This window comes from Burkholderia seminalis DSM 23518, assembly GCF_902832885.1.
Taxonomy (GTDB): domain Bacteria; phylum Pseudomonadota; class Gammaproteobacteria; order Burkholderiales; family Burkholderiaceae; genus Burkholderia; species Burkholderia seminalis.
In genome coordinates, this window is sequence record NZ_CADFDK010000001.1 from 90,450 (window position 1) to 113,531 (window position 23,082).

Below are 23,082 nucleotides of genomic sequence, written 5' to 3' on the forward strand. Positions count from 1 at the left end.
GCGGCAACAGTGCGTTCGCTATTTGCATATTTATCTCGATAGATGCGGTCTATAGAATCTGGTCTGTAGTCCCCGGAATTGGGTTTCGGGGTACCGGGTCAAGGAGGTCCGCATCATGAGAAAGACAATATCGATGTACTGGCCGCTGGCAATCGTCGTCCCGCTGGCAGCGGCAGCCTATCTGCACACGATGGCCGATGCGCCGTCGCGCGGTCCGCTCGCGGTTCACCAGGCGTCCGCCGAGCTGGCGCGCGCGGTGTCGTTCGGGCTGGTCGGCGACGCGGCGCAGCCGCTGCCGGCGGCATCCGGCGACATCGTGCTCGCCGCGCCGAAGGCGCTGTGAGGCATGGCGCCGTCGCGTCGGGCGACGGCGCGATTTCGGCCGCCTTTGTATAATGGCGTGTTGTTCTTCCACGCGGTCCGCCGCAACTTTTCGATAGTGCGATGACCCGCGTTGCGATCTGTTTCGTCTGTCTCGGCAACATCTGCCGTTCGCCCACCGCGGAAGGCGTGATGCGCCACCAGGTCGACGCGGCCGCGCTGGCCGACCGGATCGCGATCGATTCGGCCGGCACCGGCGACTGGCACGTGGGCGAGCCGCCCGATACACGGGCGCAGGCGGCGGCACGCGGTCGCGGCTACGATTTGTCGGCGCTGCGCGCGCGGCAGGTGAGTGCGGCGGATTTCGAGCGCTTCGACCTGCTGCTTGCGATGGATGAGGCGAATCTCGCGGAATTGCAGCGCCGCTGCCCGCCGCAGTATCGCGACAAGGTGCGCCTGCTGATGGAATTCGCGCCGGATTCGACCGAAACCGAAGTGGCCGACCCGTATTTCGGCGGCGCGCAGGGCTTCGAACAGGTGCTCGATCAGGTCGAACGCGCGTGCGCGGGCCTGCTGGAGACACTCCGGGCCCGTACGGCGCGCTGATCGCCCGGTGGTATTCAGCGGTCTGCGAATACCCTTTCAAAGACATGGATACTTGACTAAAAACGTCAAATATTTATACTTGACCAAAATCGTCAAGATTGCAGTCCCCTAGACACCATGAGACTCACCACCAAAGGCCGTTTCGCCGTCACGGCGATGATTGACTTGGCACTGCGCCAGGAGCAGGGCCCGGTGACGCTTGCAGGCATCAGCCAGCGCCAGCGGATTTCGCTCTCGTATCTCGAACAGCTGTTCGGCAAGCTGCGCAGGCATGAAATCGTCGAATCCGTGCGCGGCCCGGGCGGCGGCTACAACCTCGCGCGCCGCGCGCAGGATGTCACCGTTGCCGACATCATCATCGCGGTCGATGAACCGCTCGACGCCACGCAGTGCGGCGGCAAAGGCACGTGCGACGGCTCGAAGCAGCCCGACGGCCATTGCATGACGCACGAGCTGTGGTCGACCTTGAACCAGAAGATGGTCGAATACCTCGACTCCGTGTCGCTGCAGGATCTCGTCGATCAGCAGCGCGCACGCGAGGGCGCGCCCGCGGTGCTGCGCGACCGCCGCGCGCCGGAGCCCGTCGCCGCACCGGCCGAGCCCGTGCGCACGATGCCGCTGGGCCCCAATTCGGTGTTCAACATCGCGAGTTCGTGAGCGCGAAGGCGCCCGCCATACCCCATAACGCACATAGTCCCTGCACAGAATACCCGGAGCGACAGATGACCCAAGAGACTCTCCACCTGCCCATCTACATGGATTACAGCGCGACGACGCCCGTCGACCCGCGCGTGGTCGACAAGATGGTGCCGTACCTGCGCGAGCAGTTCGGCAACCCGGCGTCGCGCAGCCACGCTTACGGCTGGGACGCGGAGCGTGCGGTCGAGGAAGCGCGCGAACAGGTGGCCGCACTCGTGAACGCCGATCCGCGCGAGATCATCTGGACGTCCGGCGCAACCGAATCGGACAACCTCGCGATCAAGGGTGCCGCGAACTTCTACAAGGGCAAGGGCAAGCACATCGTCACGGTGAAGACCGAGCACAAGGCCGTGCTCGATACCTGCCGCGAGCTTGAGCGCGACGGTTTCGACGTCACCTACCTCGACGTGAAGGATGACGGCCTGATCGACCTCGACGTGTTCAAGGCCGCGCTGCGCCCGGACACGATCCTCGTGTCGGTGATGCACGTGAACAACGAGATCGGCGTGATCCAGGACATCGAGACGATCGGCGAGATCTGCCGCGAGAAGGGCATCGTGTTCCACGTCGACGCCGCGCAGTCGACCGGCAAGGTCGGCATCGACCTCGCGAAGCTGAAGGTCGACCTGATGTCGTTCTCGGCGCACAAGACCTACGGCCCGAAGGGCATCGGCGCGCTGTACGTGCGCCGCAAGCCGCGCGTGCGCATCGAAGCGCAGATGCACGGCGGCGGTCACGAGCGCGGCATGCGTTCGGGCACGCTGCCGACGCACCAGATCGTCGGCATGGGCGAAGCGTTCCGCATCGCCCGCGAGGAAATGGCGACCGAGAACGAGCGCGTGCGCATGCTGCGCGACAAGCTGCTGCGCGGCCTGTCGCAGATCGAGGAAACCTACGTGAACGGCGACATGGAACGCCGTGTCCCGCACAACCTGAACATCAGCTTCAACTTCGTCGAAGGCGAGTCGCTGATCATGGCGATCAAGGACGTCGCGGTGTCGTCGGGCTCCGCGTGCACGTCGGCGTCGCTCGAGCCGTCGTACGTGCTGCGTGCGCTCGGCCGCAACGACGAACTCGCGCACAGCTCGATCCGCTTCACGGTCGGCCGCTTCACGACGGAGCAGGAAGTCGACTTCGTGATCAACCTGCTGAACAGCAAGATCGCGAAGCTGCGCGAACTGTCGCCGCTCTGGGAAATGCACCAGGAAGGCATCGATCTGTCGACGATCGAATGGGCCGCTCACTAATACCGCATTGAATGCACCCGCGGGCGGATTGACGCACGCAGACGTAACGAGTCAAGGAGTCTGAGTCATGTCTTACAGCAACAAGGTTCTGGATCACTACGAAAACCCGCGCAACGTCGGTTCGTTCGCGAAGGACGACGACACGGTCGGCACGGGCATGGTCGGCGCGCCGGCGTGCGGCGACGTGATGAAGCTGCAGATCCGCGTCGGCGCGGACGGCGTGATCGAAGACGCGAAGTTCAAGACCTACGGTTGCGGTTCGGCGATCGCGTCGAGCTCGCTCGTCACCGAGTGGGTGAAGGGCAAGACGCTCGACGAGGCACTGTCGATCAAGAACACGCAGATCGCCGAGGAACTCGCGCTGCCGCCGGTGAAGATTCACTGCTCGATCCTCGCGGAAGACGCGATCAAGGCAGCCGTGGCCGACTACAAGAAGCGCCACGACACCAAGGAAGGCGATCAGGCAGCAGCCTGAGCGGCATCGAGCGGGTTAGAGAAGGGAACGCGGCGGGCCCCGGTGGCGCGCCGCGGCAAGGACATCATGGCAATTACACTGACCGAAAAAGCAGCACAGCACGTTCAGAAATACCTCGTCCGTCGCGGCAAGGGGGTGGGCCTGCGGCTTGGCGTTCGCACGACCGGGTGCTCGGGGCTCGCGTACAAGCTCGAGTATGTCGACGAGCTGGCTCCCGAGGATCAGGTGTTCGAGAGCCATGGCGTGAAGGTCGTCGTCGATCCGAAGAGCCTCGCGTACATCGACGGCACCGAGCTCGACTTCGCCCGCGAAGGCCTGAACGAAGGGTTCAAGTTCAACAACCCGAACGTGAAGGACGAGTGCGGTTGCGGCGAATCGTTCCGCGTGTGACGCGGGTCTCCGCGCGATGCGGGCAAGAGGCGGCACGGGCCGCCTTTTTAATGTGCGGCGTTTGCCGCGCGACGAACCGGAATTGAACGCGACGATGGTCTCGCTGAAAGACAGCCACTTCGACCTGTTTCACCTGCCGGCGCAGTTCGCGCTCGACGAAACGGCGCTCGACGCCGCCTATCGAACGGTGCAGACGCAGGTGCATCCGGACCGCTTCGCGGCGGCCGGCGATGCGCAGAAGCGCATCGCGATGCAATGGGCAACCCGTGCGAACGAGGCGTACCGCACGCTGCGCGATCCGCTGAAGCGCGCGTCCTATCTGCTGTCGCTGCGCGGTGTGGACATCGGCGCGGAAAACAACACGGCGATGGAGCCTGCATTCCTGATGCAGCAGATGGAGTGGCGCGAGGGCATCGAGGATGCCGCGGCCGCCCGCAACGTCGACGCGCTCGACGCATTGCTCGCCGAGTTGCGCGACGAGAAGCGCGTGCGCGTCGAGCGCCTCGGTACGCTGCTCGACAGCGGCGCCGACCAGGCCGCCGCGGAAGCCGTGCGCCAGTTGATGTTCATCGAACGCGTCGCGTCGGAAGTGGGCGCGCAGATCGAGCGCCTCGAAACTTAACCGCGTGCCTCGCGGCACGCGCAGCAAACGGGCCGAGCGCCCGAACGAACCAAGATGGCTTTACTGCAAATTTCCGAACCGGGCATGGCGCCGGCGCCGCACCAGCGGCGACTCGCCGTCGGGATCGATCTCGGCACGACGAACTCGCTCGTCGCGGCCGTGCGCAACAGCGTGCCGGAGGTGCTGCCGGACGAAGCGGGCCGTGTGCTGCTGCCGTCGGTGGTCCGCTACCTCGAAAAGGGCGGCCGCCGCATCGGCCACGAAGCGAAGGAGCAGGCCGCGACCGATCCGCGCAACACGATCGTCTCGGTCAAGCGCTTCATGGGCCGCGGCAAGGCCGAAGTCGAAGGCGCGGCGAACGCGCCGTATGAATTCGTCGATGCGCCGGGCATGGTGCAGATCCGCACCGTCGACGGCGTGAAGAGCCCGGTCGAAGTGTCGGCCGAGATCCTCGCGACGCTGCGCTATCGCGCCGAGGATTCGCTCGGCGACGATCTGGTCGGCGCGGTGATCACGGTGCCCGCGTACTTCGACGACGCGCAGCGCCAGGCGACCAAGGACGCGGCGCGTCTCGCGGGCCTCAACGTGCTGCGCCTGCTGAACGAACCGACCGCCGCCGCGATCGCCTACGGGCTCGACAACGGGTCCGAAGGCCTCTACGCGGTGTACGACCTCGGCGGCGGCACGTTCGACCTGTCGATCCTGAAACTGACGAAGGGCGTATTCGAGGTGCTGGCCGCGGGTGGCGATTCGGCGCTCGGCGGCGACGATTTCGACCATGCGCTGTTCGGCCACGTGCTCGCGCAGGCCGGCATCGACGCGAAGACGCTGGCGCCCGAGGACGTGCGCCTGCTGCTCGACCGCGTGCGCGTGCTGAAGGAAGCGCTGTCGTCGGCACCGGAGGCCGCGCTCGACGTGACGCTGTCGGGCGGTGCGCACCTCGTTCAGACGATTTCGCACGATACGTTCGCGTCGCTCGTCGAGCCGCTCGTGCAGCGTACGCTCACGCCGACCCGCAAGGCGCTGCGCGACGCGCAGGTCACGCCGGCCGACATCAAGGGTGTCGTGCTGGTCGGCGGCGCGACGCGCATGCCGGTGATCCGCGACGCGGTCGCGAAATATTTCGGTCAGCCGCCGCTCGTGAACCTCGATCCGGACCAGGTCGTCGCGCTCGGCGCGGCGATCCAGGCCGACCTGCTCGCGGGCAATCGCGGCACCGGCGACGACTGGCTGCTGCTCGACGTGATTCCGCTGTCGCTCGGTGTCGAGACGATGGGCGGTCTCGTCGAGAAGATCATCCCGCGCAACTCGACGATTCCGATCGCGCGTGCGCAGGAATTCACGACCTTCAAGGACGGCCAGACCGCGATGGCGATCCACGTCGTGCAGGGCGAGCGCGAGCTCGTCGCCGACTGCCGGTCGCTCGCGCGCTTCGAGCTGCGCGGCATTCCGCCGATGACGGCCGGCGCCGCGCGCATTCGCGTGACCTACCAGGTCGACGCGGACGGCCTGCTGTCGGTGTTCGCACGCGAGCAACTGTCGGGCGTCGAGGCGTCGGTCGTCGTGAAGCCGTCGTACGGCCTCGCCGACGACGACATCGCGAAGATGCTCGAGGACAGCTTCAAGACCGCCGAAATCGACATGCGCGCCCGCGCGCTGCGCGAAGCGCAGGTCGAGGCCGAGCGGATGCTCGAGGCGACGCAGGCCGCGCTGGCGGCCGACGGCGAACTGCTCGACGCCGACGAGCGCACGCAGGTCGATGCGCTGGCCGCCGCGCTGCGCGCGGTCGCGCAGGGCGACGATACGAACGCGATCGAAGCGGCGACCAAGGCGCTGGCCGACGGCACCGACGAATTCGCGGCGCGCCGGATGGACAAGAGCATCAAGCGCGCGCTGTCGGGCCGTCGGCTCGACGAGATCTGAACTTGCGAACCGCGCGTCGGCCGGCGACGGCCCGCGCGCGATCATGTAATGAACCGTGCGGCGCGTGGCGCCGTACCCTGACTGACGGAACGGACATGCCTCAACTGGTGGTGCTGCCTCACGTCGAACTGTGCCCGGATGGCGCAGTGATCGACGCGACGCCCGGCAAGAGTATCTGCGACAACCTGCTCGATCACGGGATCGAGATCGAGCACGCATGCGAGAAGTCGTGCGCATGCACGACGTGCCACGTGGTGATCCGCGAGGGCTTCAACGATCTGGCGCCGTCCGAGGAGGACGAGGACGATCTGCTGGACAAGGCGTGGGGCCTCGAGCCGACGTCGCGGCTGTCGTGCCAGGCGATCGTGACGGAAGATTCGGACCTGGTGGTCGAGATTCCGAAGTACTCGATCAACCACGCGAAGGAAAACCACTGACCTAACCCGGAGGCAGGCGATGAAATGGACCGATTCGCGTGAAATAGCCATTGCGCTGGCGGACAAGCACCCCGACATCGACCCGCAGCGGATCAATTTCGTCGACCTGCGCCAGTGGGTGCTCGAACTCGACGGCTTCGACGACGATCCGAAGCACTCCGGCGAGAAGATCCTCGAAGCGATCCAGGCACACTGGATCGACGAATCGGATTTCGACGACGAGGACTGACCGATCGGGCACGGCGTGCGTCGCGTGGGCGCGCGTGGGACCAATGAAAAAACGGCTCGCGGGCAATTGCTCGCGAGCCGTTTTCGTTTTCCGGCCGGCCATGCCCCCGCACGACAGGCGGGCAGCGGGCGCAGCGATCGGGCGATTACGCGCCGACCAGCGTGCCGTTCTCGATCCGCACGCGCTGGCCCTGGCCGAACGGCGGCGGGTTGTGGTACGTGAACGTGCGCGTCGCGCCGCTTTCCATCTGCACTTGCACCTGATAGTCGGTTTCCGCGCGCACCTGCTTCTCGACCTGGTTACCGGCGAGACCGCCGCCCAGCGCGCCGATGATCGTCATCGCGGTGCGGCCGTTACCGTGGCCGAACTGGTTGCCGAGCAGGCCGCCGGCGGCGGCGCCGCCCACGGCGCCGATCCCCGAGCTCTGGCCCGGCGTGCGCGTCTGCGTGATCGCGACGATCGTGCCGCAGCTCTGGCAGTAAGTCTGCGCGGGCGCGGACGGCTGCTGCGCGTACTGCGGCTGCTGCGGTGCCGTCGTATGACGGCGATGCGGCGCGGCCGGACGCGGCGCGGGCTTCGGCTCGGCTTGCGCGGCCGCCGCTTTCTCGGCGGCCAGCTTTTGCTGCGCGGCCTGTTCCGCGGCCTGCTGCTGCGCTTGCGCGGCGAGCGCCGCGCTGGCGGCTGCGGCCGTGTCGACGGCCGGCTGCGACGCGATCAGCGCGGCCTGGGTCTGGCCGCTTTGCGCGTTGTTGCTGCTGGCCTTCGGGATGAGCCCCGTGATCGCTGCCGTCGCCGCGAGGCTGGCGACGATGACGGCGCCGGCGGCGGTGGCGATGAGCGGATGGAGGCGTTGCTTTTGCGGCGTGGTCTGATTCTGGTTGTCCATTTTTTTCTCCGATGTCGATCCGGATCGGCGCGGCGCCGGGCCGGATCCCACGCTCGGGAGCGAGCAGACTCGGCGTTCCTGCGCCCAGTTCTGGTCCCGTGGTCATGCGTGGTGACGCAAGAGGAGTGTCGTCCACCGGCAAGCGGCGCGCCGTATCAAGGTGTAACGAATTGCAGCAGGGCAGCGGCGGTCATGGCAGGGAAAACCCGCAGAAGGCCGTCGCGACGAGGGAATAAAACGGGGAGAGATCGAACGCCGGCGAACGCCGGCTGGCGGGATTTACGCGTCGTTACAAAGCTGACGCGTGCGCGCCGCAGGGGCGCGGCGCACACGCGGTCGCGGCCGTCAGTCTTCGCGGCGCAGATGCGGGAACAGCAACACGTCGCGGATCGTCGGGCTGTCGGTCAGCAGCATCACGAGACGGTCGATGCCGATCCCGCAGCCGCCCGTCGGAGGCATCCCGTATTCGAGCGCGCGGATGTAGTCGGCGTCGAAGAACATCGCTTCCTCGTCGCCCGCATCCTTCTGTTCGACCTGCTTCTTGAAGCGCGCGGCCTGGTCTTCCGGATCGTTCAGCTCGGAGAAGCCGTTCGCGATCTCGCGGCCGGTCATGAACAGCTCGAAACGCTCGGTGATGCCCGGCACGGTATCCGATGCGCGTGCGAGCGGCGACACCTCGACCGGGTAGTCGATGATGAACGTCGGTTCCCACAGCTGCGCTTCGGCCGTTTCCTCGAACAGCGCGAGCTGCAGCGCGCCGATGCCTGCGTTCAGGAACGCCGGCTGCGATACGTCGACGCCGAAGCGCTTCAGCTCGGTGCGCAGGAACGCGTCGTCCGACAGCTGGCCGTCGGTATAGTCCGGTGCGTACTTCTGGATCGCCTGCGTGATCGTCAGGCGATGGAACGGCTTCGCGAGGTCGAGCTCGCGGCCTTGATACTGGATCGTCGCGGTGCCGAGCGCATCGATCGCCGCCTGGCGGATCAGTTGCTCGGTGAAGTCCATCAGCCAGCGGTAGTCGGTGTACGCGGCGTAGAACTCCATCATCGTGAATTCCGGGTTGTGGCGCGGCGACACGCCCTCATTCCGGAAGTTGCGGTTGATTTCGAACACGCGTTCGAAGCCGCCGACGATCAGGCGCTTCAGGTACAGCTCCGGCGCGATGCGCAGGAACATCTGCATGTCGAGCGCATTGTGATGCGTGACGAACGGCTTCGCCGCGGCGCCGCCCGGGATCGGGTGCAGCATCGGCGTTTCGACTTCCATGAACGCGGCGTTGTCCATGAACTTGCGGATCGACGCGATCGTCTTCGTGCGGGCGCGGAACGTATCGCGCGTTTCCGGCGTGACGATCAGGTCGACGTAGCGCTGGCGGTAGCGCATTTCCTGGTCGGACAGGCCGTGGAACTTGTCCGGCAGCGGACGCAGCGCCTTCGACAGCAGGCGCAGCTCCTTGCACTGGACCGACAGCTCGCCCTTGTTGGTGCGGAACAGCACGCCGCGCGCGGCGACGATGTCGCCGAGGTCCCACTTCTTGAACGCGTCGTAGGTGTCGGCGCCGACGTCGTTCGGCGTCACGAAGAACTGGATCTGGCCCGAACCGTCCTGCACCGTCGCGAAGCTCGCCTTGCCCATCACGCGCTTGAGCATCATGCGGCCGGCCACCGACACCTCGACCGGGTTCGCTTCGAGCGCGGCCTTGTCCGAGTCGGCGAATTTCGCCTGCAGGTCGGCTGCGTGGTGCTCGGGCCGGAAGTCGTTCGGATAGGCGACGCCTTGCTCGCGCAGGGCGCGCAGCTTCTCGCGGCGCTCGGCGATGATCTGGTTTTCGTCCGCCGTGACGGCGGGCTGCGTTTGGGTCGGTTCGGTCATGATGGTCGGAATTCGGAATGGGTGCGGCAACGCAAACGGGAAGGGCGGCGCGGGCCAGGCCGCGCCGCGGCGCTTACACGCCCTGTTTGAGGCTCGCGCTGATGAAGTCGTCGAGATCGCCGTCGAGCACCGCACGCGTGTTGCTCATTTCGACGTTCGTACGCAGGTCCTTCACGCGGCTCTGGTCGAGCACGTACGAGCGGATCTGGTGGCCCCAGCCCACATCGGTCTTGCTCGATTCGAGCTTGTCCTGTTCGGCCTGGCGCTTGCGCATCTCGACTTCGTACAGGCGCGACTTCAGCATCGCCATCGCTTCGGCACGGTTGCGGTGCTGCGAGCGGTCGTTCTGGCACTGCACGACGATACCGGTCGGCATGTGCGTGATCCGCACCGCGGAGTCGGTCTTGTTGATGTGCTGGCCGCCCGCGCCCGATGCGCGGTACGTGTCGATGCGCAGGTCGGCCGGGTTGATCTCGACCTCGATCGAGTCGTCGATTTCCGGATAGACGAACACCGACGAGAACGACGTGTGGCGGCCGCCCGACGAGTCGAACGGCGACTTGCGCACGAGGCGGTGGATGCCCGTCTCGGTGCGCAGGAAGCCGTACGCGTATTCGCCCGTGACCTTGACCGTCGCGTTCTTGATGCCGGCGACGTCGCCGTCGGACTCTTCGAGCACTTCGGCCTTGAAGCCCTTGCGTTCGCAGTAGCGCAGGTACTGGCGCAGCAGCATCGACGCCCAGTCGCACGCCTCGGTGCCGCCGGCGCCTGCCTGGATGTCGATGAAGCAGTTGTTCGGGTCGGCCGGGTTCGAGAACATCCGGCGGAATTCGATGTCGCCGACGCGCGCTTCGAGCTTCGCGGCGTCTTCTTCCGACGCGACGAGCGTGTCTTCGTCGCCTTCCTCGCGCGCCAGCTCGAACAGGTCGAGCGCGTCGCGCAGGTCGCTATCGAGCGCGGTGAGCGTCGTGACGACGCCTTCGAGCAGCTTTTTCTCGCGACCGAGCGCCTGCGCGTTCTTCGAATCGTTCCAGACGTTCGGGTCTTCGAGTTCCTTGTTGACTTCGGTCAGACGCGCAGCCTTGGCGTCGTAGTCAAAGATACCCCCGGAGCTCGCCCGCGCGGTTGCGCAGGTCGAGCAGGGAGCTTTCGATCGCGTTGAGTCGTTCCGCTTCCATGATCGTTCGCTGTTCTTGCTTCGTAAAAAAGCGGAATTATAGCCGATCGGCCGGGTTGCCCGGTGACGCAAACGGTGGGCGCATGCGTGCCGCGGCCCCGTCCGGCGCGGTGCGCGTGCGGGGGCGTACTCGGGGGCGCACTCGGGGCGGGCCCAGTGGCCCGCCGCTCAGCCGGCCGCGTGCTCGACGATCAGCTGGACGCGCGTGACGCCGTTCCACGTGTCGGCAACGAGCCGGTACGCGACCAGCGCGCTCGCGGGCAGCGGCTCGGTGTGGTTGAACCAGATCGCGTTGAAGCGCTGGCGGCCGCGCGCGAGCTGCAGCTTCAGGTGCTTTTCCTTCACGAGCGACTGCGATACGACGTCGAATTCACCCGAGAAAAGCGGGGCCGGAAAGCCTTGCCCCCACACGGCCTCGTCGAGCAGGCCGACGAACTGCGGCGTGAAGTAGGCGTCCTCGAGCTCGCCGTCGGTCTCGATCACGCGGGCGAGCGCGTCGTCGGACAGCCATTCGCGCGCGACGGCCTCGAACGCGGCCGCGAAGCGCGGCACGTTCTCGGTGTCGAGCGTGAGGCCGGCCGCCATCGCGTGGCCGCCGAATGCGACGATCAGGTCGGGCTCGCGCTTCGACACGAGGTCGAGCGCGTCGCGCAGGTGGAAGCCGGCGATCGACCGGCCCGAACCCTTGACCCGCTTGCCTTCTTCGTCGGCGTGCGCGAACGTGAACGACGGCCGGTGGAATTTTTCCTTGAGCCGGCCGGCGACGATGCCGATCACGCCCTGGTGCCACTCGGGGTTGAACAGCGTGATCGTGCACGCGTCGGCCGGGTCGACGTCGGCGAGATCGGCGAGCGCCTGCTGCTGCATGCCGGCCTCGATCTCGCGGCGCTCGCGGTTCATCACGTCGAGCTGCTGCGCGAGATCCCAGGCGCGGCCGATGTCGTCGGTGATCAGGCACTCGATGCCGAGCGACATGTCGGACAGCCGCCCGGCGGCGTTCAGGCGCGGGCCGAGGCCGAAGCCGAGGTCGAAGCCCGATGCGGTGCGCGCTTCGCGCGCGGCGGCGCGGAACAGCGCGGCGACGCCCGGCTGCATGCGGCCGTTGCGGATGCGTTGCAGCCCCTGCGCGACGAGCACGCGGTTGTTGCCGTCGAGCCGCACGACGTCGGCGACGGTGCCGAGCGCGACGAGGTCGAGCAGCCCGTCGAGGCGCGGTTCGGCTTCCTTGCTCGCGAACGCGCCGCGGCGGCGCAGCTCGGCGCGCAGCGCGAGCAGCACGTAGAACATCACGCCGACGCCGGCGAGGTGCTTGCTCGGGAACGCGCAGCCGGGCTGGTTCGGGTTGACGATCGCGCGGGCGGCGGGCAACGCGTCGCCGGGCAGGTGGTGGTCGGTCACGAGCACGTCGATGCCGCGCGCGGCCGCGGCTTCGACGCCCGCGACGCTCGCGATCCCGTTGTCGACGGTGATCAGCAGGTCGGGCTTGCGCGCGGCCGCGAGTTCGACGATCTCGGGCGTGAGGCCGTAGCCGTATTCGAAGCGGTTCGGCACCAGGTAGTCGATCTGCGCGCCGAACATCCGCAGGCCGCGCACCGCGACCGCGCAGGCGGTCGCGCCGTCGCAGTCGTAGTCGGCGACGACGAGCAGGCGCCGCTTGTCGGCGATCGCGTCGGCGAGCAGCGACGCCGCATCGGCGCAGCCCTTCAGTTCGGTGGGCGGGACGAGGCGCGCCAGCGCGGTCTCGATGTCGGCGGGCGACTGCACGCCGCGCGACGCATACAGGCGCGCGAGCACGGGGTGCAGGCCGTGGCGCGCGAGCACTTCTGCGTCGGCGGGCGCGACGGGGCGGGTAACGATCCGGGTCATACGCGGTGGGTGGGTTATTCGAACAGGGAGGCGAGGGCGCGGCGGCGCCAGAACTTGCGCAGGTCGCCGCGCGTCGCATGCAGCGTCACGGAACTCGTGTCGCCGCACAACGTGACATCGACGCTCGACAAGGCGCCGGTCTGCAGCGCGGCGAGGGCCGGCGCGAACCAGTCGCGCTCGAGCGCGGCGAGCCCGTCGTGCCAGCGCGCCCAGTCCTGTTCGATGAACGGGGTGGTCAGCGCCGGCAGCTCGACGAGCGTCGCGCCGTCGGCGGCGGGCAGCGCGCCGAACGTCGCGGGGGCGCTGCCGCCTTCGATTTGCGCGGCGCGCGCGAGGCCGAGCGCGGCGGGCGACGCCGACAGCACGCGCGCGAACGGCTTGCCGACCGGTTTCAGCGTGCCCTGCGCATGGAACCAGATCGAATTGACGGCCGGCAGCCCGCGCGCCTCACGGGCTTCGTTGACCGGGTGCTGGAACCACGCCATCTGCACTTCGTTCTGCAGCTTCATCCACATCCGCGAGCGTTCGCCGGTGTGGGCCTCGTGCGGCAGCCAGATCTCGATGTTGCGGCCGCTCGCGCGCAGCGGCGCGGCGCCGGCCAGCCGGGCGAGCTGGTCGCTCGACAGGTACCAGCGCGCCGGGTTCGGCGCGTCGAGCCGCACGCCGAGCTCCTCGATCAGCGGCCGCGCGACCGCGAGCAGCGCGGCCGCGTCGCCTTCGTCGAGCGCGAGGGCGGCCGGATCGACGAGCACCAGGTGATCGTGCGCGATTTCGACGTGAACGGGCTCGACGCACGCCCACGCGTGCGCGCCGGGGTCGCCGCCGTCGGCCAGCAGCATGTAGGGCGCGAGCGGCGCCTCGTCCGCGGCGTTGCCCTGGGTCGCGCCGAACCGGCGGGCCAGCCAGCGCTCGTGCGGCAGCGTGCGCTGGAAGTCCTCGCCGGCCACGCGCTCGACGAGGCTGGCGCGGGCGAGCAACTTTTCGAGCGCGGGGCTGTCCAGCGTGTGCAGGGACGAGGCCGCATCGGCTGCCGACGGCAGTGCGAACGGAACGAGAAAATGGAGGCGTCGGTCGTGCATGATGGTGCGCATTGTATGGCAAACTGCGCGCGTGATCGGGCCGGCCGACGGCCCGTTTGCGTCCGGCGGCCGTTTTTCGACCGTGCCCGGACCGATGGCCGCCACCGGGCGGCGGTCCGGCCGCGGGGCGCCTCCCCGCCGTAACCAGCAGAAAGGATTCGCTTGAAACTTCCGTATGAATGGCAGATCGGCTGGCGCTACACGCGCGCCGGCAAACGCACGACCGGCAACGGCTTCATTTCCTTCATCGCGCTCGTGTCGATGCTCGGGATCGCGCTCGGCGTCGCGGCGCTGATCGTCGTGCTGTCGGTGATGAACGGCTTCCAGAAGGAAGTGCGCGACCGCATGCTGTCGGTGCTCGCGCACGTCGAGGTGTTCTCGCCGACGGGCTCGATGCCCGACTGGCAACTGACCGCGCAGGAAGCGCGCCGCAATCCGTCGGTGATCGGCGCGGCGCCGTACGTCGACGCGCAGGCGCTGCTCACGCGCCAGGACGCGGTGAGCGGCGTGATGCTGCGCGGCGTCGAGCCGACGCTCGAGCCGCAGGTGTCCGACATCGGCAAGGACATGAAGGCCGGGCAGCTCGCCGCGCTCGTGCCGGGGCAGTTCGGGATCGTGCTCGGCGATGCGCTCGCCGGCAACCTCGGCGTGACGGTCGGCGACAAGGTCACGCTGGTCGCGCCCGAAGGCTCGATCACGCCGGCCGGCATGATGCCGCGGCTGAAGCAGTTCACGGTCGTCGGCGTGTTCGAATCGGGCCACTACGAATACGACAGCACGCTCGCGATGATCAACATCCGCGACGCCGAGGCGCTGTTCCGGATGACCGCGCCGACCGGCGTGCGGCTGCGGCTGACGGACATGCAGAAGGCGCCGCAGGTCGCGGTCGAGCTGTCGCACACGCTGTCGGGCAGCCTGTACATCCGCGACTGGACGCAGCAGAACAAGACCTGGTTCTCGGCCGTGCAGATCGAGAAGCGGATGATGTTCATCATCCTCACGCTGATCATCGCGGTGGCCGCGTTCAACCTCGTGTCGTCGCTCGTGATGACGGTGACCAACAAGCAGGCGGACATCGCGATCCTGCGCACGCTCGGCGCGCAGCCGGGGTCGATCATGAAGATCTTCGTCGTGCAGGGCGTGACGATCGGCTTCGTCGGCACCGCATCCGGCGTCGCGCTCGGCTGCCTGATCGCGTGGAGCATCCCGTGGCTGATCCCGATGATCGAGCACCTGTTCGGCGTGCAGTTCCTGCCGCCGTCGGTGTACTTCATCAGCGAGCTGCCGTCCGAACTCGTCGCGAGCGACGTGATCCGGATCGGGCTGATCGCGTTCGCGCTGTCGGCCGTCGCGACGCTGTATCCGAGCTGGCGCGGCGCGAAGGTGAAGCCGGCGGAGGCGCTCCGCTATGAATGACCGCGCGACCGCATTCGCGGATTCACGACAACACAACAGACAGGATTCGGCTGGTATGCAGGAATACGTGCTTCAGGCGCGCGGGATCACGAAGGCGTTCGTGCAGGGCGGCTTCAACGTGCAGGTGCTCAGCAACACCGAGCTGACGGTGCGGCGCGGCGAGAAACTCGCGGTCGTCGGCGCATCGGGCTCCGGCAAGAGCACGCTGCTGCATGTGCTCGGCGGGCTCGACGAGCCGAGCGCGGGCGAGGTTTCGCTGCTCGGCAAGCCGTTTACGCAACTCGCCGAGCGCGAGCGCAACGAATTGCGCAACCGCGCGCTCGGTTTCGTCTACCAGTTCCATCACCTGTTGCCCGAATTCACCGCGCTCGACAACGTCGCGATGCCGCTGCGCATCCGCCGGATGACGACCGAGGATGCGCGCGAGCAGGCCCAGGCGATGCTCGAGCGCGTCGGTCTCGGCCCGCGCGCGAAGCACCGGCCGGGCGAGCTGTCGGGCGGCGAGCGCCAGCGCGTCGCGATCGCGCGCGCGCTGGTCACGAAGCCGGCATGCGTGCTCGCCGACGAGCCGACCGGCAACCTCGACGGCACGACGGCCGACACGGTGTTCAACCTGATGCTCGAACTGTCCGAGACGCTCGAAACGAGCTTCGTGATCGTCACGCACGATCCCGATCTCGCCGCACGCTGCGACCGCATCATGCGGCTGCGCGACGGCGTGCTGCACGAGGAGCCGGCGCTGCCGGTGTGATACGCGATCGTCCTTGAGCCGATGCCGGGTGGGTCCCGGCGCGGCGCAAGGGCGCAGGACTGCCGCCATGTGGATCGACACGCACTGCCATCTCGACGCCGCCGAGTTCGACGCCGACCGCGACGCGGTCGCGCATGCGGCGCGCGCGGCCGGCGTGTCGCGCATCGTGATCCCGAGCATCGGGCGCGACAACTTCACGACGGTACGCGAACTCGCGCAACGCACGCCGGGCGCCGTCTATGCGCTCGGCATCCATCCGATGTATACGCCGCAGGCGCGCGACGAGGATCTCGACCGCCTGCGCATGGAGATCGAAGCGAGTCTCGACGATCCGCGCTTCGTCGCGATCGGCGAGATCGGCCTCGACTACTTCGTGCCGGGGCTCGACGAAGACCGGCAGCAGTTCTTCTATCAGGGGCAGCTCAAGCTGGCACGCGAATTCGACCTGCCCGTGCTGTGCCACGTGCGCAAGTCGCAGGATCGCGTGCTCGCGGGGCTGCGCCGTTTCGGCGTGCGGCGCGGCATCGCGCATGCGTTCAACGGCAGTTTCCAGCAGGCCGACGCGTATCTCGCGCAAGGGCTGCATCTCGGCTTCGGCGGCAACGTGACGTTCTCGCGCGCGCTGCAGATCCGCCGGCTCGCCACGGAACTGCCGCTCGACGCGCTCGTCGTCGAGACCGACGCGCCCGACATCGCGCCCGAATGGGCGTACAAATCCCGCAATACGCCCGACCAGGTGCCGCGCATCGGTGACGTGCTCGCCGAACTGCGCGGGATCGATACCCGTTCACTCGGTCTATCCACAACGGCCAACGCGCTCGCCGCGCTGCCGCGACTCGCGCTTTCGTCCGCATAATCGTTGCCGGAAGGCGCCGCATTCGTCAGCGCGGCGCCAGGTCGACGAGGAGGCGCGATGCGCGTGGGGTGGATCGCGTTCGCGCTCGGCGTCGTCGTGCTGCAGCGGCAGGCGGCGTTGCCGGGTGCGATCGCATGGATGGCCGGTGCGGCCGTGCTCGCCGGATGCGCGGCGCTGGGTGCGTGGTGCATGCGTCGCCGGCGCACGCGCGCGACGGCCGCGCTCGGATGGATGCTGTGCACGCTCGCGGCCTGCGTCGCGGGATTCGGCTACGCGGCCGTGCGCGCCGAATGGCGGTTGAGCGACAGCTTGCCGGCGGAATGGGAAGGGCGCGACATCGTCGTCACCGGCGTGATCAGGGGGCTGCCCGTCGTCGACGAGAGCGGTGCGCGGCTGCTGTTCGCGGTCGAGTCGAACGATGCCGGGCTGGCCCGTTTCCCGCCGCTGATCCGGCTGTCGTGGCGCGCGTATGGCGCGCCCGCGGCACGTGACGCGCTGCCCGACCTGCGGGCCGCCCAGCGCTGGCGTTTCGTCGTGCGCCTGAAGCGTCCGCATGCCGAGGCCAATCCCGGCGTGCGCGACAGCGAGGCGGCGTGGCTCGCCGCGGGGATTCGCGCGATCGGCTATGTCAGCGCGCCGCACCGGGCGGCATTGCTCGATGCGCGCGCAACGGGATGGCGCGCGTCGATCGACCGGGTACGCGACTGGCTGCGGACACGCATCGGGGAGACGCTTGGTGTCGATGCGGCGCATCGCGGCATCGTTGCCGCACTGGCGATCGGCGACCAGTCGGCCATCGGCGACGACGACTGGCGTGTCCTGCGCAACACGGGCACGAGCCACCTGGTCGCGATTTCCGGATTGCATGTCGGGCTGGTCGGCGCGATCGCGGGTGGGCTCGTGTCGATGGTCTGGCGCCGCGTGCGCTGGCGCGCGCGGGCCGCGACGCTCGTATTGCCGGCGCCGTACGCGGCCGCGCTCGCCGCGCTGGTGGCCGCGGCCGGCTATGCGGCGCTGGCCGGCTTCAACGTGCCGGCGCAGCGTGCGTGGTGGATGATCGCGGGCGGAGGCGTCGCGTATCTGGCCGGACGCAGCGTGCCGACATCCGCGGTGCTGGGCGCGGCACTCGGCGGCGTGCTGCTCGCCGATCCGTGGGCCGTGCTGTCGGCCGGGTTCTGGCTGTCGTTCGGCGCGGTCGCCGTGATCCTGCTGGCCGTCGCCGGCTGGCGCGCCGTGCGCGTGGCCGACGCGGAGGGCGACGAGGGCAGCGGCGGCGCGAGTCCGTCGAGCCGGTTGCTTGCCTGGGGCCGGCGCGCCGGCCGCCGCGTCGCCGAGGCCGCGCGCGTGCAATACGCGGTGACGATCGGTCTCGCGCCGCTCACCGCCGCGTGGTTCGCGCAGGTTTCGCTGTCGGGGCCGCTCGGCAATGCATTCGCGATTCCGTGGGTCAGCTCGGTCGTGACGCCGGTCGTGCTGGCCGGCATCGCGTTGCCCGCGCCGTTCGATGCTTACGCGTTCCGGCTCGCGCATGCGGCGCTCGAACCGATGATGACGCTGCTCGGGCGCCTCGCCGACTGGCCGGCCGGCGTGCTCTGGCTGCGCATGCCCGACTGGCCGGTGCTGGCGCTCGCCTGCGTGGGCGTCGCCTGGGCGCTGATGCCGCGCGGCTGGCCGTTGCGCTGGGCGGCGCCGCTCACGTGGCTGCCGCTCGTTGCGCCGGCGCCCGATGCGCCGCCGCCTGGCGGTTTCCGGATGACCGTGCTCGATGTCGGGCAGGGGGCGTCGGTGCTGGTCGAAACCGCGCGGCGGACCTTGCTGTTCGATGCCGGCCCGGGGCCTGAGTCGACGCACGCCGGCACGCGGATCGTCGCGCCGGCGTTGCGGGCGCGCAGCATCGCGGCAATCGATTCGCTCGTGCTCAGTCATGCGGATGACGACCATGCGGGCGGTGCGCCGGCCGTCTATGCGGCGGCCGACGTGCGCCAGTTGCTGGCCGGCATTCCGCCGACGAACCGGCTGTGGCGCGACGCCGAGGCCGCCGGCGTCGCCGACCGGCTGCCGTGCGCGGCCGGGCAGCGCTGGACCTGGGACGGCGTCGTCTTCACGATCCTGTGGCCGCGCGGCGGCCCGGGCGCGGGCTCGTCGAACGGGCAGTCGTGCGTGCTGCGCGTCGACGCGGGCGGCACGTCCGCGCTGTTGACGGGCGACATCGACGCCCGCGGCGAACGCGAGCTCGTGAACGCGACGCCGGACGCGCTGGCCGCGCAGATCCTGGTCGTGCCGCATCACGGCAGCCGCACGTCGTCGGTCGAGCCTTTCCTCGATTCGGTCGGGCCGCGCGTCGCGGTATTTCCTGTAGGCTATCGCAATCGTTTCGGGCATCCGCACCGGACCGTCCTCGCGCGCTACGAGGCGCGCGGGATACCGCTGCCGCGCACCGATCGCGACGGTGCCGTGCGGTTCGACGTCGCGCCGGCCGGCGGCGGGTTCGCATTTGCGCGTTATCGCGACGAGCGGCGCCGGTACTGGATGGAGCGGTGACGGCGGGCGGGACGGAAAGCGCGGCTGCGCGCATCGTGCCGGCGCGCGGGCCCGACAGAACGCAAAGCATGGAGCCGGAGCACGTGCCGAAGCACTCACTCCGGTCGACACAGGAGACATCGGCGTTTGAAGGACATCCTCCACTTCTCGCATGCGAACGGCTTCCCGGCGTCCACGTACCGGACGATCTTCGCCGAACTGGCCGACGACTACGAGCTGCGCTACATCGAGCGGATCGGCCATGACCGCCGCTATCCGGTGACGCGCGACTGGCCGCATCTCGTCGAGCAGCTGCTCGACGACATCGGCAGCCGCTACGAGCGCCCGGTATGGCTCGTCGGCCATTCGCTCGGCGGCTACCTGTCGCTGATGGCCGCGCTGAAGAAGCCGCAATGGGTGCGCGGCGTCGTGATGATCGACTCGCCGATCATCGCCGGATGGCGTGCCGGCGCGTTGCGGGCGAGCCAGTGGGCGGGGCTCGACGAGCGGTTGTCGCCGGCCGCCGCGACGCGCAACCGGCGCACGCGCTGGGTGAGCCGCGACGAAGTCTGGCGGCACTTCCGCGAGAAGCCGGCGTTCGCGCGCTGGGACGAACGGATGCTGGCCGACTACATCGATTACGGGATTCCGCAGGCTGGCGCCGACGGCGAGCGGGCGCTCGCGTTCGACCGGCAGGTCGAATACCTGATCTACCGGACGTTGCCGCACACGCTCGGCCCGCGGCTCGCGCACGGCGCGCCGGTGCCGCTCGGTTTCCTCGCCGGCACGCGTTCGCGCGAGGTGCGGCAGGTCGGGCTCGATGCGACGCGGCGGGCGGCGCGCGGCCGCGTCGAGTGGCTGGAAGGCAGCCACCTGTTCCCGATGGAGCGGCCGCTCGAGACCGCCCGCGCATTGCAGCGGATGCTGAATTCGCTGCGGGCGGAAGAGGCCGGGGCGGCGCACGGCGGCGCACCGCTCGCGAGGCGCGCCTGACGCGTCGTCCGGCGAGGCCCGTCATGGGCTGCGGCGAGCCGGCCGCGTTGCCCGGCCGGCCGGTTTTCCGCGGCGTGTACCGCTGGCGCGGGCCGGCGCGAAAGGGCGCGATCACCACGGCAATTGCTGAGAAAAGGGCGGGCTTTACGGTATAATCCGTTTTTCCCGCGAGCATCCAGCGATGACCAAATATGTTTTCGTCACCGGCGGCGTAGTTTCTTCCCTTGGCAAGGGTATTGCCGCCGCTTCCCTCGCCGCGATCCTTGAATCGCGCGGTCTGAAAGTCACCCTCCTCAAACTCGATCCGTACATCAACGTCGACCCCGGCACGATGAGCCCGTTCCAGCACGGGGAAGTGTTCGTGACGGAAGACGGGGCGGAGACCGACCTCGACCTCGGCCACTATGAGCGCTTCATCAGCACGAAGATGCGCAAGGCCAACAACTTCACGACCGGCCAGATCTACGAATCGGTGATCCGCAAGGAACGCCGCGGCGACTATCTCGGCAAGACCGTGCAGGTCATTCCGCACATCACGAACGAAATCCAGGCGTTCATCGAGCGCGGAGCCGCGTCGGCCACCTGCGGCGAGCCGGATGTCGCGATCGTCGAGATCGGCGGCACGGTCGGCGACATCGAGTCGCTGCCGTTCCTCGAGGCTGCGCGCCAGATGAGCCTGCGCCTCGGCCGCAACAGCGCGTGCTTCGTGCACCTGACGCTGGTGCCGTACGTCGCGACGGCGGGCGAGCTGAAGACGAAGCCGACCCAGCACAGCGTGCAGAAGCTGCGCGAGATCGGCATCCTGCCGCACGTGCTGCTGTGCCGTGCGGATCGCCGCATCCCCGACGACGAATCGAAGAAGATCTCGATGTTCTCGAACGTGCCGGAAGACGCCGTGATCTCGGTGTGGGACGCCGACAGCATCTACAAGATTCCGCAGATGCTGCACGACCAGGGCCTCGACCGCATCATCTGCGACGAGCTGAAGCTGTCGCCGAAGGACGCCGACCTGAGCATGTGGTCGGCGCTCGTCGAGAAGCTCGAGAACCCGAAGCACGAAGTGACGATCGGCATGGTCGGCAAGTACGTCGACCTGACCGAGTCGTACAAGTCGCTGATCGAGGCGCTGCGCCACGCATCGCTGCATACGTCGACCAAGGTCAACATCGAGTACATCGACTCGGAAGAGATCGAGACGAACGGTGTCGACAGCCTGAAGCATCTCGACGCCGTGCTGGTGCCGGGCGGTTTCGGCCGTCGCGGCACGGAAGGCAAGATCGCGGCGATCCGCTACGCGCGCGAGTCGAAGGTGCCGTACCTCGGCATCTGCCTCGGCATGCAGCTCGCGGTGATCGAATTCGCGCGCGACGTCGTCGGCCTGAAGCAGGCGAACAGCACGGAATTCGATCCGGACACGCCGGAGCGCGTGGTCGCGCTGATCACCGAATGGTACGACCGCGAAGGCAAGGTCGAGACGCGCACCGAGGAATCCGACCTCGGCGGCACGATGCGCCTGGGTTCGCAGCGTTGCCCGATCAAGCCGGGCACGATGGCGGAAGAAATCTATGGCAAGGACGTGAACGAACGCCATCGCCATCGTTATGAAGTGAATAACCGCTTCGTGCCCCAGCTCGAAGCCGGCGGCCTTATCATCAGCGCCCGTACCCCGAGCGAGGATCTGCCGGAAATGATGGAGCTGCCGCGCTCGATGCACCCGTGGTTCGTCGGCGTCCAGTTCCACCCGGAATTCACGTCCACGCCGCGTGACGGCCATCCCCTCTTCAAGTCGTTCGTCGAAGCCGCGCTCGCCAACAAGCAAGCGCGCGGAGTGTAAAGCATGAAGCTGTGCGATTTCGAGGTCGGTCTCGACAAGCCTTTCTTCCTGATCGCGGGTACCTGCGTCGTCGAATCGGAGCAAATGACGATCGACACGGCGGGCCGCCTGAAGGAGATCTGCGAGAAGCTGAACGTTCCGTTCATCTACAAGTCGTCCTACGACAAGGCGAACCGCAGCTCGGGCAAGTCGTTCCGCGGCCTCGGAATGGACGAAGGCCTGCGGATCCTCGCCGAGGTGAAGCGCCAGCTCGGCCTGCCGGTGCTGACCGACGTGCACGCGATCGACGAGATCGAGCAGGTCGCGTCGGTCGTCGACGTGCTGCAGACGCCGGCGTTCCTGTGCCGCCAGACCGACTTCATCCACGCATGCGCGCGCTCGGGCAAGCCCGTGAACATCAAGAAGGGCCAGTTCCTCGCGCCGCATGACATGAAGAACGTGATCGACAAGGCGCGCGACGCGGCACGCGAAGCGGGGCTGTCGGAAGACCGCTTCATGGCGTGCGAGCGCGGCGTCTCGTTCGGCTACAACAATCTCGTGTCGGACATGCGCTCGCTCGCGATCATGCGCGAGACGCACGCGCCGGTCGTGTTCGATGCGACCCACTCGGTGCAGTTGCCGGGCGGGCAGGGTACGAGCTCGGGCGGCCAGCGCGAATTCGTGCCGGTGCTCGCGCGTGCGGCGGTCGCGACGGGTGTCGCCGGCCTCTTCATGGAAACGCACCCGAATCCGGCGGAAGCGAAGTCGGACGGCCCGAACGCGGTGCCGCTGAACCGGATGGGCGCGTTGCTGGAGACGCTCGTTACGCTCGACCAGGCGGTGAAGCGCAATCCGTTCCTGGAAAACGATTTCAATTAAAGATCGAATGAACCTTGCGACGGCT

Annotated in this window: 22 protein-coding genes; 17 read left to right on the top strand and 5 right to left on the bottom strand. The window is 68.2% G+C overall.

Translation table 11 applies throughout. The annotated features are described in order from the left end of the window. Positions 1 to 115 precede the first annotated feature (115 nt). The 10 genes from HWX00_RS00380 to iscX all read left to right on the top strand — a co-directional run bounded on the left by HWX00_RS00380 (position 116) and on the right by iscX (position 6,949). On the top strand, positions 116 to 343 hold the full coding sequence (locus HWX00_RS00380; protein ID WP_034188943.1) for a hypothetical protein: 228 nt from the start codon (positions 116 to 118) through the stop codon (positions 341 to 343). A gap of 101 nt (positions 344 to 444) precedes the next feature. Further along, positions 445 to 927, top strand: a complete 483-nt coding sequence (locus tag HWX00_RS00385; protein ID WP_034188942.1) for a low molecular weight protein-tyrosine-phosphatase — start codon at positions 445 to 447, stop codon at positions 925 to 927. Between the two features lie 117 nt (positions 928 to 1,044). Beyond that, positions 1,045 to 1,584, top strand: a complete 540-nt coding sequence (gene iscR, locus HWX00_RS00390) for a Fe-S cluster assembly transcriptional regulator IscR (protein WP_006401955.1) — start codon at positions 1,045 to 1,047, stop codon at positions 1,582 to 1,584. Between the two features lie 65 nt (positions 1,585 to 1,649). Beyond that, the gene (locus HWX00_RS00395; protein ID WP_034188941.1) at positions 1,650 to 2,873 is read left to right on the top strand and encodes an IscS subfamily cysteine desulfurase; all 1,224 of its coding nucleotides are present in this window, start codon (positions 1,650 to 1,652) and stop codon (positions 2,871 to 2,873) included. A 67-nt stretch (positions 2,874 to 2,940) separates the two neighbouring features. Continuing rightward, entirely contained in the window at positions 2,941 to 3,348 is a 408-nt protein-coding gene (iscU, locus tag HWX00_RS00400) for a Fe-S cluster assembly scaffold IscU (protein ID WP_006481982.1), read from the top strand. Between the two features lie 66 nt (positions 3,349 to 3,414). Further along, positions 3,415 to 3,738 carry an iron-sulfur cluster assembly protein IscA gene (gene iscA / locus HWX00_RS00405; RefSeq protein ID WP_011885413.1) on the top strand — a complete coding sequence of 108 codons (324 nt, stop codon included), beginning with the start codon at positions 3,415 to 3,417 and terminating at the stop codon, positions 3,736 to 3,738. A gap of 94 nt (positions 3,739 to 3,832) precedes the next feature. Beyond that, positions 3,833 to 4,360 (top strand): Fe-S protein assembly co-chaperone HscB, encoded by a 528-nt coding sequence (hscB, locus tag HWX00_RS00410; protein ID WP_006491598.1) that lies wholly within the window; start codon positions 3,833 to 3,835, stop codon positions 4,358 to 4,360. A gap of 54 nt (positions 4,361 to 4,414) precedes the next feature. Then, positions 4,415 to 6,283 (top strand): Fe-S protein assembly chaperone HscA, encoded by a 1,869-nt coding sequence (hscA, locus tag HWX00_RS00415; protein ID WP_034188940.1) that lies wholly within the window; start codon positions 4,415 to 4,417, stop codon positions 6,281 to 6,283. 95 nt (positions 6,284 to 6,378) lie between these two features. Next, complete coding sequence (fdx, locus tag HWX00_RS00420) at positions 6,379 to 6,720, top strand: ISC system 2Fe-2S type ferredoxin (protein WP_034188939.1); 342 nt, start codon at positions 6,379 to 6,381, stop codon at positions 6,718 to 6,720. A 19-nt stretch (positions 6,721 to 6,739) separates the two neighbouring features. Continuing rightward, entirely contained in the window at positions 6,740 to 6,949 is a 210-nt protein-coding gene (iscX, locus tag HWX00_RS00425) for a Fe-S cluster assembly protein IscX (RefSeq protein ID WP_021157676.1), read from the top strand. A 145-nt stretch (positions 6,950 to 7,094) separates the two neighbouring features. Here iscX and HWX00_RS00430 read toward each other — a convergent pair whose 3' ends face one another. The 5 genes from HWX00_RS00430 to HWX00_RS00450 form a co-directional block, all read right to left on the bottom strand. Then, complete coding sequence (locus tag HWX00_RS00430; RefSeq protein ID WP_175027426.1) at positions 7,095 to 7,835, bottom strand: glycine zipper 2TM domain-containing protein; 741 nt, start codon at positions 7,833 to 7,835, stop codon at positions 7,095 to 7,097. A gap of 345 nt (positions 7,836 to 8,180) precedes the next feature. Beyond that, a complete protein-coding gene (lysS, locus tag HWX00_RS00435; protein WP_034188937.1) occupies positions 8,181 to 9,707 on the bottom strand; it encodes a lysine--tRNA ligase in 1,527 nt (508 codons plus the stop codon). 73 nt (positions 9,708 to 9,780) lie between these two features. Then, a protein-coding gene (gene prfB / locus HWX00_RS00440) for a peptide chain release factor 2 (RefSeq protein WP_124609692.1) occupies positions 9,781 to 10,885 on the bottom strand; the annotation gives its coding sequence in 2 pieces (ribosomal slippage) (positions 9,781 to 10,803 and positions 10,805 to 10,885; 1,104 coding nt in all). A 167-nt stretch (positions 10,886 to 11,052) separates the two neighbouring features. Continuing rightward, the gene (gene recJ / locus HWX00_RS00445) at positions 11,053 to 12,750 is read right to left on the bottom strand and encodes a single-stranded-DNA-specific exonuclease RecJ (RefSeq protein ID WP_034188936.1); all 1,698 of its coding nucleotides are present in this window, start codon (positions 12,748 to 12,750) and stop codon (positions 11,053 to 11,055) included. A gap of 14 nt (positions 12,751 to 12,764) precedes the next feature. Next, positions 12,765 to 13,829 (bottom strand): regulator, encoded by a 1,065-nt coding sequence (locus HWX00_RS00450; RefSeq protein WP_124609693.1) that lies wholly within the window; start codon positions 13,827 to 13,829, stop codon positions 12,765 to 12,767. 162 nt (positions 13,830 to 13,991) lie between these two features. Here HWX00_RS00450 and HWX00_RS00455 point away from each other — a divergent pair, with 162 nt between their 5' ends. From HWX00_RS00455 to kdsA, 7 genes are all read left to right on the top strand, one after another. Then, on the top strand, positions 13,992 to 15,245 hold the full coding sequence (locus tag HWX00_RS00455; protein WP_034188934.1) for a lipoprotein-releasing ABC transporter permease subunit: 1,254 nt from the start codon (positions 13,992 to 13,994) through the stop codon (positions 15,243 to 15,245). Then, positions 15,238 to 15,996, top strand: coding sequence for a lipoprotein-releasing ABC transporter ATP-binding protein LolD (gene lolD, locus HWX00_RS00460; RefSeq protein WP_080287859.1), 759 nt, complete (start codon positions 15,238 to 15,240; stop codon positions 15,994 to 15,996). Before HWX00_RS00455 ends, lolD begins: the two co-directional genes overlap by 8 nt. A 67-nt stretch (positions 15,997 to 16,063) precedes the next feature. Beyond that, positions 16,064 to 16,852 (top strand): TatD family hydrolase, encoded by a 789-nt coding sequence (locus HWX00_RS00465; protein WP_034188932.1) that lies wholly within the window; start codon positions 16,064 to 16,066, stop codon positions 16,850 to 16,852. Between the two features lie 57 nt (positions 16,853 to 16,909). After that, entirely contained in the window at positions 16,910 to 19,393 is a 2,484-nt protein-coding gene (locus HWX00_RS00470; protein ID WP_175027427.1) for a DNA internalization-related competence protein ComEC/Rec2, read from the top strand. A 126-nt stretch (positions 19,394 to 19,519) separates the two neighbouring features. Continuing rightward, a complete protein-coding gene (locus HWX00_RS00475) occupies positions 19,520 to 20,365 on the top strand; it encodes an alpha/beta fold hydrolase (RefSeq protein ID WP_034188930.1) in 846 nt (281 codons plus the stop codon). A 181-nt stretch (positions 20,366 to 20,546) separates the two neighbouring features. Next, on the top strand, positions 20,547 to 22,199 hold the full coding sequence (locus HWX00_RS00480; RefSeq protein ID WP_034188929.1) for a CTP synthase: 1,653 nt from the start codon (positions 20,547 to 20,549) through the stop codon (positions 22,197 to 22,199). Between the two features lie 3 nt (positions 22,200 to 22,202). Continuing rightward, the gene (gene kdsA, locus HWX00_RS00485; RefSeq protein WP_034188928.1) at positions 22,203 to 23,057 is read left to right on the top strand and encodes a 3-deoxy-8-phosphooctulonate synthase; all 855 of its coding nucleotides are present in this window, start codon (positions 22,203 to 22,205) and stop codon (positions 23,055 to 23,057) included. The last annotated feature ends 25 nt before the right edge of the window (positions 23,058 to 23,082 follow it).